The sequence below is a fragment of the Janthinobacterium violaceinigrum genome (assembly GCF_009208555.1).
In the GTDB taxonomy this organism is placed as follows: domain Bacteria; phylum Pseudomonadota; class Gammaproteobacteria; order Burkholderiales; family Burkholderiaceae_D; genus Janthinobacterium; species Janthinobacterium violaceinigrum.
Map to the genome: position 1 here is coordinate 184,435 of NZ_WFLI01000003.1, position 15,667 is coordinate 200,101.

Below are 15,667 nucleotides of genomic sequence, written 5' to 3' on the forward strand. Positions count from 1 at the left end.
GTTTTCGGCCGGCCTTGCTGCCGCGCCTTGATACCTACAAAAACAGTCTTGGAGATAATGATGAATTGCACTTTGAAACCGATGGCCCGCGTGGTCGCCGGCTGCGTCGCCACGCTTGCCCTGGCCGCCTGCGGCAACGACACCGGCAGCGAGGGATATACGCAGCCCGTGTTCGGCGCCACCACCTACGCCCAGCTCAAGTCCGACGGCTATACCTTCAAGGACATGAACCGCAACGGCAAGGTCGATCCGTACGAAGACTGGCGCCTGCCGGCCGAGGCGCGGGCCGACGACCTGCTGTCGCGCATGAGCCTTGATGAAAAGGCCGGCTTGATGATGCATGGCACGGCGCCCACCGTGTCCGACCCTTCCGGCATCGGCCTGGGCGGCGCGTATGACCTGGCGGCGCTGCAGGACCTGGTCGTCAAGCAGTACGTCAACACCTTCATTACCCGCATGGCGGGCGACACGGCAAATATGGCGGCCCAGTACAACAAGCTGCAGGCGCTGAGCGAAACGTCGCGCCACGGCATTCCTGTGTCCATCAGCACGGACCCGCGCCACCATTTCCAGTACACGGTGGGCGCCAGCGCCGGTACCAAGGGTTTCTCGCAGTGGCCGGAAACCCTGGGCCTGGCCGCCATCGGCGACGATGCGCTGGTGCGCCGCTTCGGCGACATCGCGCGCCAGGAATACCTGGCCGTGGGCATCACGCAAGCGCTGTCGCCGCAGGCGGACCTGGCCACGGAGCCGCGCTGGTCGCGCATCAACGGCACGTTCGGCGAAGATGCGGACCTGGCCAAGCGCATGGTGCAGCACTATATCGAGGGCTTCCAGGATGGCAATACGGGCCTGCATGACGGCAGCGTGGTGGCCGTCGTCAAGCACTGGGTCGGCTACGGCGCCACGAAAGAGGGCTTCGACGGCCATAATTACTATGGCCGCTACATGACTTACCCGGGCAATAATTTTGCCTACCACGTCAAGCCGTTCGAGGGCGCCTTCACGGCCAAGGCGGCCTCCGTCATGCCCACCTATGCGCTGCCGGACGGCAATATCACCATCGACGGTATCACGCTGGAGCAGGTAGCGGCCGGCTTCAGCAAGACCATGCTGACGGATCTGCTGCGCGGCAAATACGGCTTCGAAGGCGTGATCCTGTCCGACTGGGGCATCACTTCCGACTGCGACGCCAACTGCCGCAACGGCACGCCGCCTGGCGTGGCGCCGTCGTTCATCGGCTTCGGCACGCCGTGGGGCATGGAAGACGCCACCAAGGCCGAGCGCTACGTGAAAGCCGTCACGGCGGGGATGGACCAGTTTGGCGGCGTGACGGAAGCGCCGTATCTGACGCAAGCCGTGCAGCGGGGCCAGTTGACGGAAGCGCGCATCAACGCGTCGGCGCGGCGCATCCTGGTGCAGAAATTCAAGCAGGGCCTGTTCGAGCATCCGTTCGTCGATGCTGCCAAGGCGGCCACCACGGTGGGCAAGGCGGACTTCATCGAGGCGGGCCTGGAAGCCCAGCGCCGTTCGCTGGTCCTGCTGGAAAACAAGGACAAGACCTTGCCGCTGGCGGCCACCGTCAAGAAGGTTTACCTGTACGGCATCGACGCGGCCGTGGCGAAGCAGTATGGCTACACGGTGGTCGCCACGCCGCAGGAAGCGGACGTGGCCCTGCTGCGCGTGGCCGCGCCGTATGAAACCCTGCACCCGAACTACATCTTCGGCAGCATGCAGCACGAAGGGCGCCTGAACTATGTCGATGGCGACGCCGACTACGAGGCCATCAAGAACGCGGCCAAATATGCGCCGAAGACGGTGGTGACGGTGTACCTGGACCGCCCGGCCATCCTTGGCAACGTGCAGGACAAGGCCAGCGCCATACTCGCCAACTTCGGCGTGAGCGACGGCGCGCTGTTCGATGTCCTGACGGGCAAGGCCAAGCCGCAAGGCAAGCTGCCGTTCGAACTGCCATCGTCGATGGCCGAAGTGCAGGTGCAGAAATCGGACGTGCCGTATGACACGGCCCATCCGCTGTACAAGTTCGGTTACGGCCTGGGGTACTGACAACGCTCCTGCTGTCAGCGCACGGTAATCCAGCTGCGCTCCTGCACGGAGCGCAGCGCGGCGTCGACCAGCCGGTCCACCTCGTAGCCGTCGCGGAAGGTGGGCCAGACTGGCTCGCCGCCGGCGATCGCCTGCAGAAAATCGCGCGCCTCGATGACGATTTGCTCGTTGTAGCCCGTGCCGTGCCCGGCTCCCTGGCTGAATGCCAGGTAGTCGGGGTGGGCGGGGCCCATCAGCAGGCGCTGGAAACCCTGGCGCTGCGCGGGGCGGCTGGCGTCGTACAGCCACAGCTCGTTCTGGTTTTCCTGATCAAAGGCGATCGCGCCTTTCGTTCCCGTGATGCGGTAGGTATAGCCCATCTTGCGCCCGGCCGCCACGCGGCTGAAGGTCAGCGCGCCCAGCGCGCCGCTGGCAAAGCGCAGCATCACATTCCCCTGATCGTCGTTGTCCACCGCTTCCATGCCGTGCGGGCCGTCGCGCCGCGCATGCACGGTATTCATGTCGGCCACCAGCGAGTCGACGGGACCGCCCAGGCGCAGGGCCAGGTTGAGCAGGTGCGACCCCACGTCGGCCAGCGCGCCGGCACGCGTTGCCGTGGCCTCCCGCGTGCGCCACGAGGCGGGCGCGCGCGGGTCGTGCAGGTAGTCTTCCACGTGCTCGGCGGCGACGTGGATGATGTCGCCGATTTCTCCGGACGCGATGATCTGGCGCGCCAGCTGGCTGGCGGGCGTGCGGATGTAGTTGTAGCCGACCATGTTGGCCACGCCCGCGTCTTCCGCCGCCTGCGCCAGCTGCAGCGATTCGGCGGCGGAAAATCCCAGCGGCTTTTCGCAGAACACGGGCTTGCCCAGGGCCAGCGCCGCCAGCACGATGTCCTTGTGCGTGGCGGGCGGCGTGGCGACGACGATGGCGTCGATGGCGGGGTCATTGACCAGCGTGCGCCAGTCGCCCGTGGAGCTGTTCCAGCCCAGTTCCCGCGCGCTGCGGGCCGCGCCTTCTTCGCTGCTGGTGGCGATGCATGCGCAGACGGGGTTGCGGGACGTGGGAAAGATGCTGCGCACGGTCTTGTAGGCGATGGTGTGGGCCTTGCCCATGTAGCCGGCGCCGATCAGGCCGATGTGGATGTCTTGCATAGGGAGTCTCCGAGGTGGCGTGTATGGGATTCAGGCTTGCTGGCGCCAGGCATGGCCGTCCAGGGCGTCGAGCAAGCGGGCTGCTGGCCAGTCCTGCGCCAGCGCTTCGCGCATGAGCTGTTGCTGCGTGGGCGGCGCCATGCCATCGATGGGCTGGTCGCGGTCCAGGTTGCTGGGAAAGGCATAGCCTTCGGCGCAGGCGGCGATCGCGTGGCCGATGCCTGCGTCATCCAGCGCGCCCTGCGCGCGCAGCGCCTGCAAGGCGGGATACAGGGCGGCGCTCATGGCGCGGCGGTCCAGCGCTTCCATGGCGCGCCCGAATGGCGACGACACCTGCAGCAGGTTGGCCATGCGGCGGATGTCGGGCGAGCGGTTATGCCCGGCCGCATGGAACAGGGCGGGGTTGAAGAACACGGCGTCGCCTTGCGACAGCGGCAGCTGCACGCAATGCCGGGCGAAATAGTCGCGGAACGGCCGCTGCTGCCAGGCGAGAAAACCGGCCCGGTAGCGCTGCGACCAGGGCAGGTACAGGGTAGGGCCGGATTCGAGCGGCATGTCGCAATGGGCAACGGCGCCCTGCAAGGTCAGGAGGGCCGACATCTGGTGCACGGGCGCGGGATAGGCGGCGCAGGCGGCGGCGCTCTGGAAGCCCAGGTGATAGTCGCGGTGCGGCGCCTGGGCGGCCCCGCCGGGATTGACGACGTTCACTTGCGCCGTCATCTGGTAGGCGGGCCCCAGCCAGGCCTGCGATATCCAGGCAAAGACGGGGTTGGCGTAGTAGCGCGCGAACGTTTCGGGCGCGCGCAGGCAAAGCTTTTGCTGGGCGTTCCAGATGCGGTCGTTCGCGCCCGGCCTGGCGAAATGGTCGCCGGCCGTCTGGCCGCTGGCATGCTGCCCGGCGATCAGGTCGCGGAACACGCGATTGGCCTGCTCCAGCGTTTCCATGTCGGTGACGGCCCGTTTGAGCACGATGACGCCGGGGCCGTCCATCAGCGCCTGGCCCCACTCGGCCTGCAGCGCGTGCAGCGCGGCCGGATTGGCGGCCAGTTCGCGCACGGCATCGCAGTCGTAGACGAGGATATTTTCCTGTACCGCGGCGGCGTGCGGATAGTCGGCCAGCGCCGTGCGGCAGCTGACGGTGTCGATGAAGTCTTGCAGGTCGCAGCTTTCCGGCGTCAGCCAATACGGGGCGGGCGGCGCGGCGCCGGCGTTGGTGGTGTGCATGCGGTGTCTCCTGATTATTTAAGTTGTAGAATCAGTATAGGGATGAAAATCCGCATTTTTGATCAGAAAATCCATCAAAAAACCATCAAACCGAAATGGAGGGCACGTGACGCATCCTTTCCCCGTCAAGGTCGTGGCGCTGCAGGCCGGCGTCAGTGTGGCCACGGTCGACCGCGTGATCAGGCAGCGCGGCGGCGTGCACGCCAATACGGTGCGCCGCGTGATGCAGGCGCTCGACGAGCTGGCGCGGCAAAGCACGCAGGTGGGCCTGGCCGGCAGAAAATTCATGCTCGACGTGCTGATGGTGGCGCCGCGCCGTTTTACCGATGCCGTGCGCGCCGCGCTGGAGGCGGAGCTGCCGTCCCTGCATCCGGCCGTGCTGCGTTCGCGCTTTCACCTGCATGAAACCCTGGAGGTGGACGGCATCGTCGACCTGCTGGAACGCATCCGCAAGAACGGCAGCCACGGCGTGCTGCTCAAGGCGCCGGACGTGCCGCCCGTGGCCGACGCCGTTGCGCGGCTGGCGGCGGCCGGCATCCCCGTGGTGACCCTGGTGACGGACCTGCCCGCGTCCGCGCGCCGCAGCTATGTGGGCATGGATAACCGGGCGGCGGGCGAGACGGCCGCCTACCTGATCGGCCAGTGGCTGGGCGGCGCGAGAAAGAAACGGCAGGTGCTGGTGACCCTGAGCAGCAACCGTTTTCACGGCGAGGAAGAGCGCGAGATCGGTTTTCGCCGCGCGCTGCGCGAACGGCACCGGCATTTATCGATCGTCGAAGTGAGCGAAGGCCACGGCATCGACGGCGCCACGGGCGCGCTGGTGCGGCAAGCGCTGGCCGGGCATCCCGATATCGCCGCCGTGTATTCCATCGGCGGCGGCAATGCCGCCATCGTGCAGGCGTTCGCCAAAGCGGGCCGGCCCTGCCAGGTCTTCATCGGCCATGACCTCGATGCGGACAACCTGGCGCTGCTCCGTTCGGGCGCCATCCACGCCGTGCTGCACCACGACCTGGGCCAGGACATGCGCCGCGCCTGCCAGGAAATCCTGCGGGCGCAGGGCGCGCTGCCGGCCCTGGCGCAGCCCGCCTCGCTGTCCGCCATCCAGATCGTCACGCCGTGGAACCTGCCCGCGCTGAACGGACTGAATTGACAGCCGCCCGGGCCTGGCCGATACTCGCCGCTTCGCTCATCGCTCACCTTTGAAGGAAATCCCCGATGTCCGTCATCCCGAAATTGCATCAGACCGTGCTGGCTGCCTTGCTCTCCGCCGCGTTTGCCATGCCGGCCATGGCCGCCGCCCCCGCAGCTGCGGCAGCTGCCGCCGCCCCATCGGCCTGGGTCGAGGCCAGCAACCGCAACGCGGCCATCGTGCTGGCGGCGCAGGCGCAGTTCTCGCCCGAAGACGCTTCCGATACGGGCCTGGCGCAGTACGACGGCCTGGCTGCCGACCTGGGGCCGAACATCACCGAGCGCCATGTGGCGGCCATGCAGAAGGCGCGCGCGCAATTGCAGCAAAAGCTGGCGGCGGAAAAGGATGAATGCATCCGCCAGGATCTGCAAATTCTGACGAACGCCGTCGACCAGGAAATCAGCGGCGCCCGGCTGGAAGCCAAATACGCCTTGCCGTGGGTCGACGTGCCGCAGATGGTCTTTGGCAGCATGCAAAGCCTGCTGCAGGAACAGCGTCCGGCCGCGCGCCGCGCCAAGGCGCTGGAACGCCTGCAGCGCTATGTGGGCCAGTTCCCGGGCAGCACGCCGATCACGCAGCAGGCCAAGGCCCGCTTCACGGAAAAAATCGGCAAGCCCGGCCTGGCCGGACCCGTGCGCCTGCAGGTGGAGCAGTCGCTGGAAAACGTGCCCACGTATATCGCCGGTATCCGTAAGCTGTTTGCCGACATGCAGATCGCGGGCGCCGAAGCCGCGCTGGCGGCCATGGAGCAGCAGCTGAACGAGTATGCGGCATGGGAAAAACAGGTGGTGCTGCCCCTGTCGCGCACGGATTTCCGCATGGCGCCCGAGCTGTATGCGTTCCGCCTGAAACAGGTGGGCATCGACATCGAGCCGCGCGCGCTGGTCGAACGGGCGCAGGTGGCTTATCTGGAAACGCGCGCCGCCATGCAGGCGCTGGCGCCCGTGGTGGCGGCGAAAATGTCGCTCAAGGGTGTCGACGGCAGTGATTACCGCCAGGTGCTGCGCGCGCTGAAAGCGGACTCCATCCCCGACGAGCAGCTCGAGGCGCACTACAAGGGCGTCAATACGCAGCTCGAAGCACGCATCCGCCAGCAGCGCGTGGTCGATATTCCGGCGCGCGCCATGACCATGCGCCTGGCGTCCGACGCCGAATCTGCCGCCCAGCCGGCGCCGCATATGCGTCCGCCTCCGCTGATCGGCAATACGGGGGAGCACGGCCAGTTCGTCCTGCCCGTCAGTAATCCGGCCGCCAGCGGCAAGGGCGAGGCGTATGACGATTTCAATTTCGCGGGCGCCGCCTGGACCCTGAGCGCGCATGAGGGCCGTCCCGGCCACGAACTGCAGTTCAGCGCCATGGTGGAGCGGGGCGTGTCGCAGGCGCGCAGCCTGTATGCGTTCAACAGCGTCAACGTGGAAGGCTGGGCCCTGTACGCGGAAGCGGAGATGATTCCCTACGAGCCGGCCGAAGGCCAGTTCATCGCGCTGCAGTTCCGCATGCTGCGCGCGGCGCGCGCCATGCTCGACCCGATGCTGAACCTGGGCCAGGTCACGCGCGAGGAAGCAGGGCGCATCCTGACGGACGAAGTGATGCTGTCGAAAGCGATGGCGCGCCAGGAACTGGACCGCTACACCTTCAATTCGCCGGGCCAGGCGGGCAGCTATTTCTACGGCTATACGCGCATCCTGCAGCTGCGCGCGGAAACGGAGCTGGCGCTGGGCGAGAAATTCGACCGCCTGGCCTTCAACAACTTCCTGCTGGGCCAGGGCTTGCTGCCGCCTGGCTTGCTGGCCAAGGCCGTGCGCGAGCACTTCATTCCCGAGCAGAGAAAAGCCAGGGGCTGAAGCGATCGCACGATGCGCCGCGTCGCGCTGTTCCGCATACCCTATACTGGCGTCTTTGAATGAAGACGCGGGTGTGGCTGCATGTGGCGTGGGATCGTATCGGGTTTGCTTGCCGGCGCCTTCTGGGGCGCCGTTTTTATTGTGCCCGTCTTGCTGCCCGATTTTTCACCGGTCGAGCTGATGGTGGGCCGCTACATCTGCTACGGCGCGCTGGCGGCGGGACTGATGCTGCCGCGCCTCCTGCCCCTGCTGCGGCGCCTGCGGGGCGGCGACTGGCTGGCCATGCTGCGCCAGGCGCTGGCCGGCAATGTCGTGTACTACCTGCTGCTGGCCTACGGCGTCAAGCTGGCCGGTGTGGCGCCCACCTCGCTGATCATCGGCCTGCTGCCCTTGAGCGTGACGGTCTTCGGCCACAAGGACCACGGCGCGCTGCCTTTGCGCCGCCTGGCCCTGCCGCTGCTGGTGGTGGCCCTGGGCATCGCCTGCATCAATCTTGATATCTTCAGCCATGCCGGCGGCGCGGGCGGCGCCGGCATGGCGCACAAGCTGGCCGGCGTGCTGTGCGCCATCTGCGCGCTCGCGTGCTGGACCTGGTATGCGCTCGACAATGCCCGCTTCCTCAAGCGCCACACGCATTTCAGTGCCGTGGAATGGGCCATGCTGTATGGCCTGGCCAGCGGCGTCATTGCCCTGGCCGTGGGCGCCGCGGCGCTGGCGCTGCAGCCGGCGGGCGGCCCCGATGGCGGGCCGGCGCGCGACTGGACCCATTTCTGGCTCGTGTGCTTGCTGCTGGCGCTGGGCGCTTCCGTGATCGGCAACTACCTGTGGAACCTGGCGTCGCGCCTGGTGCCCGTCACCTTGTCGGGCCAGCTGATCCTGTCGGAGACGCTGTTCGCGCTGCTGTACGGCTTCGTCTACGCGCAGCACATGCCGCGGCCGCTGGAATGGGCGGCCATGGTCTTGCTGACGGCGGGCGTGCTGTGGTCCGTGCACGCGCATGCGGGGCAAGGGGAGGATGGCGGGGAGGGGTGGGCGTAGCGAAAAATACATCGTTGCCAGCCTGCCGTTTGCAGTGGACGGGCCGTATAATTACGCTAATTTTTCCGCGCGCCGAGGGAGTTCCGCTTGCAGCTACCGATCCGTTATCCGAACATGCCGCAATTGCTGCTGAAGGCCCGCGACAGCCTGCTCCAGCATTTCCGCCCCATCCTCAACCACTTCGGCGTCACGGAGCAGCAGTGGCGCATCATGCGCGCGCTGAACGAAAGCCCCACGCTGGAACCGCGCGAGCTGTGCGACATCTGCCAGATTTCCAGTCCCAGCATGAGCGGCATCCTGGCGCGCATGGAGGAAATCGGCCTGATCGGGCGCAGCAAGTTCGAAGGCGACCAGCGGCGCCGCAAGGTGCACCTGTCGGAAGCGGGCGCCAGCCTGCTGCTGCAGATGGGCAAGCTGATCGACTTGCAATATGAACACCTGGAAGCGGCCTACGGCAAGCAAGTGTTCGAAGACATGCGCCGCACCCTGGAAGCCTTCATTGCCCTGGAAACCCTGCCGGTGGCGCCCGCCATCCTGCGCTGACCTTTCCGTTCCTTCCCGCATTCTTTCCCGTTTTCCCGCCTGCCTGATTGCCCACCGGCGCGTGTTTTCCCACACGCGCCGCCGCTGCCTTTCCCATGCCTGTTCCGCGTATTTCCGCATCCTGCCGGGCGTGCGCCCGCGCGCCAGCCCGTTTTACTATAAGACACAAGAAAGTTTTGCTATAAGACTACGCCTTACAGTCAATCACTTACATGTGAGTAAATAAGCGTATAATTTGCGTCACTTGATCCAAATCAAGAACAAAAGCGGACGCCCCACGCGCTGGACGGGGCCGCAACGCGGCGCCACAGCCGGTTTGTCGCCCATGCGGCGGCAATACTTGTCGGGCGTACAATAAAACAGGAAAATCAGGAAAAATAATGAACAATACTTGCATGCGCGCTGCGGCGCTGGCCGTCTCCACGCTCATCGGCGCAAACGTTTGCGCCCAAAGCAATGTCAGCATCTATGGCGTGGTCGACGCGGCCACCGCCTACGCGAGCAACCAGGGCGGCAATTCGAATACCTATATGCGCAGCGGCAGCTTGTCCGCAAGTAAGATCGGCTTCCAGGGCGTGGAAGACCTGGGCGGCGACCTGAAGGCGCTGTTCCTGCTGGAAAATGGCTTTGAAAGCGATACGGGCGCGCAAAGTTCCGCCAGCTCCCTGTTCAACCGCCAGGCTTACGTGGGCTTGCAATCGGCAGCCTACGGCACCGTGACGGCCGGCCGCCAGTACACGCCGTACTACCTGCTGGTGGGCTCCCTGGCGTCCAGCAACGTCTTGACGGGCGCCACCGGCGCCCATCCGGGCGATATCGACGGCCTCGATACGACCGTGCGCATCAGCAATTCCATCACCTACAGCATGCCTGCCTGGCGCGGCCTGCAGGCCAGCGCCCAGTACGGCTTCGGCGAAGCGGCCGACGGCAATGCCGCGGGCAGCAGCTTCAGCGCCGCCGTCAAGTACAGCACGTCGCCGGCCGAATTCGCGCTCGGCTACCTGAAACTGAAAAATGGACAGAATGGCACCGGCTGGAGCGACAACGCTTCGGGCAGCTTCGGCATCTCGGCCATCAACCAGGGCTACGCCTCGGCGGACAGCATAGCGTTCATCGCCGCCAGCGCGCGCTACACCATGGGCAAGTGGATGGTGGGCGCCAATGCCAGCAATGTGCAATACCAGGCGGGCAGCCGCTCGGCCTTCCGCGACACGGCCATCTTCAACACGGCCGGCCTGATCTCCAGCTACCAGTTGACGCCGCAGTGGTTCCTGGCCGCCGGCTACAGCGACACCTTCGCCAGCCGCGCCAACGGCATCGCCGACCGCGCGCGCTACCGCCAGCTGTCGTTCGAACAGACGTATGCGCTGTCGAAGCGCACCGCCATCTACCTGATCGAAGCGCGCCAGCTGGCGCGCGGCCAGACCCTGGCTCAGAACGGCGCCATCGCCGATGCCGTCGCCTCGGTGGGCGATTCGCAGAACGGCACGCCGTCGTCGAACGGCGGCCAGACGGTGGTGATGGTCGGTCTCAAGCATTCTTTCTGAACGGTTGCTGAACTCACGGGAGCTTCAATTGGACGCTACACATAACAAGGAGGGCCGCGGCCCTCTGAATCCCGGCCGCCGCATGGTGCTGGCCGGCTTGCTGTCGGCTTCGGCGGCGGCGCTGATTCCCTGGGCGCTGGCCGAGCCGGTCGCCAATGCGGAGCAGGGCGCCTTCCTCGGTGTGTCGGCCATGCTGGTGGGACGGCAGGTGCTCGACCCCGTGCTGGCCAGGCGCCTGTACGACGCGCTGGTGGCGCAGGACGCCGCTTTTCCCGCCAACGTGCGCGCGCTGCTGGCCCTGATCAATGCGCAAGGCTTGCAGGCGGCCGGGCTGCAGGAAGCGCTCGACGCGCTCGCTCCCGCCCAATCGCCGCTGGCCGCCTTGCCGCGCCAGATCGCCAGCGCCTGGTACCTGGGCATCGTGGGCACGGGCGAGGCGGCCGTCTGCGTCGCCTACGAGCAGGCGCTGAACGCGGCCGTCGTGGCCGACGTGCTCAAGCCACCCACGTATTCCTACGGCGCCTACGGCAGCTGGGCCAGAAAACCAATTTAAGGAGCCATCATGGCTGAAGAACTCTCTGCCGATTACCTCGTGATCGGCTCCGGCATCATCGGCTCCCTGGCCGCGCGCAAGCTGGCGCTGGCAGGCGCCTCGGTGCTGATCCTGGAAGCGGGACCGCGCGTGTCGCGCGGCGAAATCGTCGCCCGTTTCCGCAACACGACGCGCCGCAGCGACTGGATGTCGCCGTATCCGTCCGTCGCCACCGCGCCGCACCCGATCTACCAGCCCAAGGATAACGGCTATCTGGTGCAGGCCGGCCCGTATCCGTATCCGGCCGAATACATCCGCCAGTTCGGCGGCACGTCGTGGCACTGGGCCGCGCAGGCGTGGCGCAACGTGCCGAACGATTTCCGCATCCATACCCTGTATGGCGTGGGCGTCGACTGGCCCATCAGCTACGAAGACCTGGAGCCGTTCTACCAGGAAGCGGAGGAGATCATGGGCGTCTCGGGCGCGGAAAACACGGGTTCGCCGCGCAAGCAGCCGTTCCCGATGGCATCCGTGACGGAGCCGTACGCCATGCGCCGCATCCGCGAGCGCCTCGACCCCGCGTTCAAGGTGGTGGGCAACACGGTGGCGCGCAACAGCGTCGGCTACGATGGCCGCCCGGCCTGCTGCGGCAACAACAGCTGCCAGCCGATCTGCCCCATCGATGCGCAATACCATGGCGGCATCGCCGCGCAGCAGGCCGAAGCGGCCGGCGTGAAGATCGTCTGCAATGCCAACGTCTACAAGCTGGAACACGACGCACAGGGCCGCATCACGGCCGCGCTGTACTACGACGTGGACAAGAAAAGCCACCGCGTCACGGCCAAGACTTTCATCCTCGCCGCCAACGGCATCGAAAGCCCCCGCTTGCTGCTCGTTTCCGCCTCGGACAAATACCCGAACGGCCTGGCCAACAGCAGCGACATGGTGGGCCGCAACCTGATGGACCACCCGAGCACCTCGATCACCTTCGACGCCGATGAAGACCTGTGGCTGGGCCGGGGCCCGCAAAGCCCCAATTCCATCAACACCATGCGCGATGGCGATTTCCGCGGCCAGCATTCGCCGTACCGCCTGGACTTCACGAACATCTCGCGCGTCGACGGCGCCACCAAGGAGCTGATCGGCAAGGGCGTGTTTGGCGAGGCATTCGAACAGCAGCTGCGTTTCCGCTCGGCCCGCGAAATGAGCTTGAAAAACGTGCTGGAAGTGCTGCCGAATCCGGAGAACCGCATTGCCCTGAGCAGCGAAAAGGATGCCATGGGCATCCCCAAGCCGCAGGCGCACTACTCGATCGACGAGTACACGAAGCGGGGCCACGAGCGTTCGAAGCAGGATTTCGAGAAGATCGCCAAGCTGATGGGCGGCACCAATCTGCGCCATAGCAAGGAAGGCGTGTTTGCCAACAACCAGCACATCTGCGGCACCCTGTCGATGGGTTCCGACCCCGCCAAGGCCGTGTGCGACCAGTGGGGCCGCACCTTCGACCACGCCAACCTGTTCCTGTGCAGCACCGGCGTGCTGCCCACGTCCGGTACCTGCAACTCGACGGAAAACGGCCTGGCCGTGGCGCTGCGCACCGTCAAGCACATCCTCGACGAACAAGCGGGAGGCACAGCATGATGGCGACCTTCAGAATGGCAGCCGGCGCCGCCTTGCTGTCCCTGGCCCTGCCCGTGCTGGCGGCGGGCCCGGATGCGGCGGCCATCGAGCGTGGCCGCTACCTGGCCACGGCCGGCGACTGCATCGCCTGCCACAGCGTGCCTGGCGGCAAACCGATGGCGGGCGGCCTGTCCCTGGCCACGCCATTGGGCGCCATCGTCGCCACCAACATCACGCCGTCGACCACGCACGGCATCGGCAACTACACGCTCAAGCAGTTTTCCGATGCCGTGCGCCATGGCGTGCGCGCCGACGGCGCCAACCTGTACCCGGCCATGCCGTACACGGCCTACGCCAAGGTGACGGACGAGGACACGGCCGCCCTGTATGACTACTTCATGCACGGCGTGGCGGCCGTGGATGCGGCGCCGGCGCAAACGACGGACTTGCCGTTCCCGTTCAATATCCGCCTGTCGATGGCGGGCTGGAATATGCTTTTCCTCGACAAGAAGCCCTTCGTGGCCGATACGGCCAAGAGCATGGAGTGGAACCGGGGCGCCTACCTGGCGCAAGGCCTGGCCCACTGCACCACCTGCCACACGCCGCGCAATGCGCTGATGGCCGAGCAGCTGTCGAAGGAACTGGGCGGCGCCGACCTGGGCACCTGGCATGCCCCGAACATCACGTCGGACAGCAACAGCGGCGTGGGCGGCTGGAGCCAGCAGGAGCTGGTCGATTACCTGCGCACGGGCCGTGCCGCGAACAAGGCGCAGGCGGCAGGACCGATGGCCGAAGCCATCGACCATAGCCTGAAGCACCTGAGCGACGCGGACCTGAACGCCATCGCCCACTACGTCAAGAGCGTGCCGGCCATCCGCGACAAGGCCGATACGCGGCCGGTGACGCAATGGGGCAAGGCGGGCGACGAGCTGGCTGCCATCCGCGGCGTGCCCCTGCCGCAAAACCTGAACAAGATGTCGGGTGCGCAGCTGTACGATGCGCAGTGCGCCAGCTGCCACCAGGCCAGGGGCGAGGGCAGTTTCGACGGCAGCCTGCCGCCCCTGTTCCACAACTCGGTGACGGGCCGCAGCAACAGCAACAACCTGGTGATGGCCATCCTCGATGGCGTGGAGCGGCAGGATGGCAACGGTAGTCATGCTGCAGGACACCTGATGCCCGCCTTCCGCCAGACCCTGTCGGACGAGCAGATCGTCACCCTGGGTAATTACGTACAGAAGATGTACGGCAATCCCGATGCCAAGGTGACGGCGGAGCAGGTGACGACCCTGCGCAATGGCGGCGCGCCGTCCAACCTGATCGGCCTGGCCCGCGCAGGCATCATCGTCGGCGTGCTGGTGCTGCTGGCACTGCTGCTGTGGTGGCGGGGACGCCGGCGCAAGGATGCATAGGCACGTTAACAATACACCCTGAAGCAACGGCTGGGGTCAGACCCAAAGGGTCTGACCCTTTTTTTATGCCGCAAAAATGCAACTTGCTTGCATATGTGAATTTCATGTACTATCATTGGTTACATGAGACGCGACAGCAAACTATCATCGATCCTCCATGTGCTGCTGCACATGGCCCACGCGGGACGCCCGATGACGTCCGACGAACTCTCCGCCTACCTCGATACCAACCCCGTGCTGGTGCGGCGCGTGATGGCCGGCTTGCGCGAGCGGGGCTACGTGGCCTCGGTCAAGGGCCATGGCGGCGGCTGGCGCATCGTCTGCGACCTGCACCGCGTCACCCTGCACGATATTTACGTGGCCGTGGGTTCGCCCACCATCTTCGCCATGGGCAACCGCGTCGACCAGCCGGGCTGCCTGGTCGAGCAGGTGGTCAACCAGTCGCTGGCCGGCGCCTTCGACGAAGCGCAGGCGCTGCTGATGCAGCGCTTTGGCGCCGTCACCCTGGCCGACCTGGCCGAACGCTTCAGCCAACAATACGCCACACATCAAGGAGCAATGCATGAGCAATCCTGAATTCCAAGGCGCCGCCGCGTCTTCCGCCCCGTTCGACGCCATCATCGTCGGCGGCAGCTACGCTGGCCTGTCGGCCGCCACGCAACTGGCGCGCGCCCGCCGCCGCGTGCTGGTCGTCGATGGCGGCCAGCGCCGTAACCGCTACGCCAGCCATTCCCACGGATTTCTCACCCGCGACGGTAGCGGGACGGCCGCCATCGTGGCCGAGGGCAAGGCGCAGCTGATGGCGTATGCCACCGTGTCCTGGCTGGACGGCACGGCCGTGCGGGCGGCGGCCAGCAGCGAGGGCGATGGCTACGACGTGACCCTGGCAGACGGCACGCTCGTCCGGGGCCGCCGGCTGGTGCTGGCCACCGGGGTGATCGACGAATTGCCGCCCGTCGATGGCCTGGCCGAGCGCTGGGGCCGCAGCGTCTTCCACTGCCCGTACTGCCACGGCTATGAACTGGAGCAGGGCGCCATCGGCGTGCTGGCCACCGGTCCCCTCTCCATGCACCATGCGCTGATGCTGCCCGACTGGGGCACGGTCACTTTCTTTCTCAATGGCGCGTTCGAGCCCGATGGCGCGCAGCTGGAGCAGCTGGCCGCGCGCGGCGTGACGGTGGTGCGCGCGCCCGTGGCGCAGATCGCCGGTGTGGCCGACGTGGTCATGCAGGATGGCAGCCGCCATGCGATGGCCGGCCTGTTCGTGGCGACCCGCGCCCGCCCGGCCAGTTCCCTGGCCGGTGAGCTGGGCTGCGCGCTGGAAGAGGGGCCCATGGGCCCGTTCGTGCGCACTGACGAGCAAAAGGCCAGCAGCGTGCCTGGCGTCTTTTGCTGCGGCGATGCGGGCCGCATGGCCGGCAGCGTGGCGTTCGCGGTGGCCGATGGCGCCATGGCTGGCGTGGCAGCGCACCGCTCGCTGATGTTCGGACTGGCCCCGGCGGCGTAATGCCGGGACCGTGG

The 15,667-nt window shown here is 66.5% G+C and carries 13 protein-coding genes; 11 read left to right on the forward strand and 2 right to left on the reverse strand.

The genetic code is table 11. The annotated features are described in order from the left end of the window. Positions 1-57: 57 nt before the first annotated feature. On the forward strand, positions 58-2,067 hold the full coding sequence (locus GCN75_RS03910) for a glycoside hydrolase family 3 protein (protein ID WP_226941068.1): 2,010 nt from the start codon (positions 58-60) through the stop codon (positions 2,065-2,067). 14 nt (positions 2,068-2,081) lie between these two features. Here the strand turns inward: GCN75_RS03910 and GCN75_RS03915 are convergent, their stop codons facing one another. Further along, entirely contained in the window at positions 2,082-3,200 is a 1,119-nt protein-coding gene (locus tag GCN75_RS03915) for a Gfo/Idh/MocA family protein (protein ID WP_152281442.1), read from the reverse strand. A gap of 30 nt (positions 3,201-3,230) precedes the next feature. Beyond that, a complete protein-coding gene (locus tag GCN75_RS03920; RefSeq protein WP_152281443.1) occupies positions 3,231-4,424 on the reverse strand; it encodes a phytanoyl-CoA dioxygenase family protein in 1,194 nt (397 codons plus the stop codon). 106 nt (positions 4,425-4,530) lie between these two features. Between GCN75_RS03920 and GCN75_RS03925 the strand changes: the two genes are divergently transcribed. From GCN75_RS03925 to GCN75_RS03970, 10 genes are all read left to right on the forward strand, one after another. Further along, complete coding sequence (locus GCN75_RS03925; RefSeq protein WP_152281444.1) at positions 4,531-5,574, forward strand: LacI family DNA-binding transcriptional regulator; 1,044 nt, start codon at positions 4,531-4,533, stop codon at positions 5,572-5,574. A gap of 65 nt (positions 5,575-5,639) precedes the next feature. Then, positions 5,640-7,457, forward strand: coding sequence for a DUF885 domain-containing protein (locus tag GCN75_RS03930; protein ID WP_226941069.1), 1,818 nt, complete (start codon positions 5,640-5,642; stop codon positions 7,455-7,457). An 81-nt stretch (positions 7,458-7,538) separates the two neighbouring features. Continuing rightward, positions 7,539-8,495 (forward strand): DMT family transporter, encoded by a 957-nt coding sequence (locus GCN75_RS03935; RefSeq protein ID WP_152281445.1) that lies wholly within the window; start codon positions 7,539-7,541, stop codon positions 8,493-8,495. Between the two features lie 87 nt (positions 8,496-8,582). Beyond that, a complete protein-coding gene (hpaR, locus tag GCN75_RS03940) occupies positions 8,583-9,038 on the forward strand; it encodes a homoprotocatechuate degradation operon regulator HpaR (RefSeq protein ID WP_226938963.1) in 456 nt (151 codons plus the stop codon). A 380-nt stretch (positions 9,039-9,418) separates the two neighbouring features. After that, a complete protein-coding gene (locus GCN75_RS03945; protein ID WP_226941070.1) occupies positions 9,419-10,585 on the forward strand; it encodes a porin in 1,167 nt (388 codons plus the stop codon). A 28-nt stretch (positions 10,586-10,613) separates the two neighbouring features. Beyond that, positions 10,614-11,138 (forward strand): sorbitol dehydrogenase family protein, encoded by a 525-nt coding sequence (locus GCN75_RS03950; protein WP_226941072.1) that lies wholly within the window; start codon positions 10,614-10,616, stop codon positions 11,136-11,138. A 9-nt stretch (positions 11,139-11,147) separates the two neighbouring features. After that, the gene (locus tag GCN75_RS03955) at positions 11,148-12,758 is read left to right on the forward strand and encodes a GMC family oxidoreductase (RefSeq protein ID WP_152281446.1); all 1,611 of its coding nucleotides are present in this window, start codon (positions 11,148-11,150) and stop codon (positions 12,756-12,758) included. Beyond that, the gene (locus GCN75_RS03960) at positions 12,755-14,146 is read left to right on the forward strand and encodes a cytochrome c (protein WP_152281447.1); all 1,392 of its coding nucleotides are present in this window, start codon (positions 12,755-12,757) and stop codon (positions 14,144-14,146) included. Before GCN75_RS03955 ends, GCN75_RS03960 begins: the two co-directional genes overlap by 4 nt. A 123-nt stretch (positions 14,147-14,269) precedes the next feature. Next, a complete protein-coding gene (locus tag GCN75_RS03965) occupies positions 14,270-14,722 on the forward strand; it encodes an RrF2 family transcriptional regulator (RefSeq protein WP_152281448.1) in 453 nt (150 codons plus the stop codon). Continuing rightward, entirely contained in the window at positions 14,709-15,653 is a 945-nt protein-coding gene (locus GCN75_RS03970) for an NAD(P)/FAD-dependent oxidoreductase (protein WP_152281449.1), read from the forward strand. Before GCN75_RS03965 ends, GCN75_RS03970 begins: the two co-directional genes overlap by 14 nt. Positions 15,654-15,667: the final 14 nt, after the last annotated feature.

Excerpts from the sequence above, each read along its gene's own strand:
- GCN75_RS03910 (WP_226941068.1), top strand. The coding sequence starts at position 58 with ATGATGAATTGCACTTTGAAACCGATGGCCCGCGTGGTCGCCGGCTGC.
- GCN75_RS03945 (WP_226941070.1), top strand. The coding sequence starts at position 9,419 with ATGAACAATACTTGCATGCGCGCTGCGGCGCTGGCCGTCTCCACGCTC.
- GCN75_RS03915 (WP_152281442.1), bottom strand. The coding sequence starts at position 3,200 with ATGCAAGACATCCACATCGGCCTGATCGGCGCCGGCTACATGGGCAAG.
- GCN75_RS03955 (WP_152281446.1), top strand. The coding sequence starts at position 11,148 with ATGGCTGAAGAACTCTCTGCCGATTACCTCGTGATCGGCTCCGGCATC.
- GCN75_RS03920 (WP_152281443.1), bottom strand. The coding sequence starts at position 4,424 with ATGCACACCACCAACGCCGGCGCCGCGCCGCCCGCCCCGTATTGGCTG.
- GCN75_RS03970 (WP_152281449.1), top strand. The coding sequence starts at position 14,709 with ATGAGCAATCCTGAATTCCAAGGCGCCGCCGCGTCTTCCGCCCCGTTC.
- GCN75_RS03960 (WP_152281447.1), top strand. The coding sequence starts at position 12,755 with ATGATGGCGACCTTCAGAATGGCAGCCGGCGCCGCCTTGCTGTCCCTG.
- GCN75_RS03965 (WP_152281448.1), top strand. The coding sequence starts at position 14,270 with ATGAGACGCGACAGCAAACTATCATCGATCCTCCATGTGCTGCTGCAC.
- GCN75_RS03930 (WP_226941069.1), top strand. The coding sequence starts at position 5,640 with ATGTCCGTCATCCCGAAATTGCATCAGACCGTGCTGGCTGCCTTGCTC.
- GCN75_RS03935 (WP_152281445.1), top strand. The coding sequence starts at position 7,539 with ATGTGGCGTGGGATCGTATCGGGTTTGCTTGCCGGCGCCTTCTGGGGC.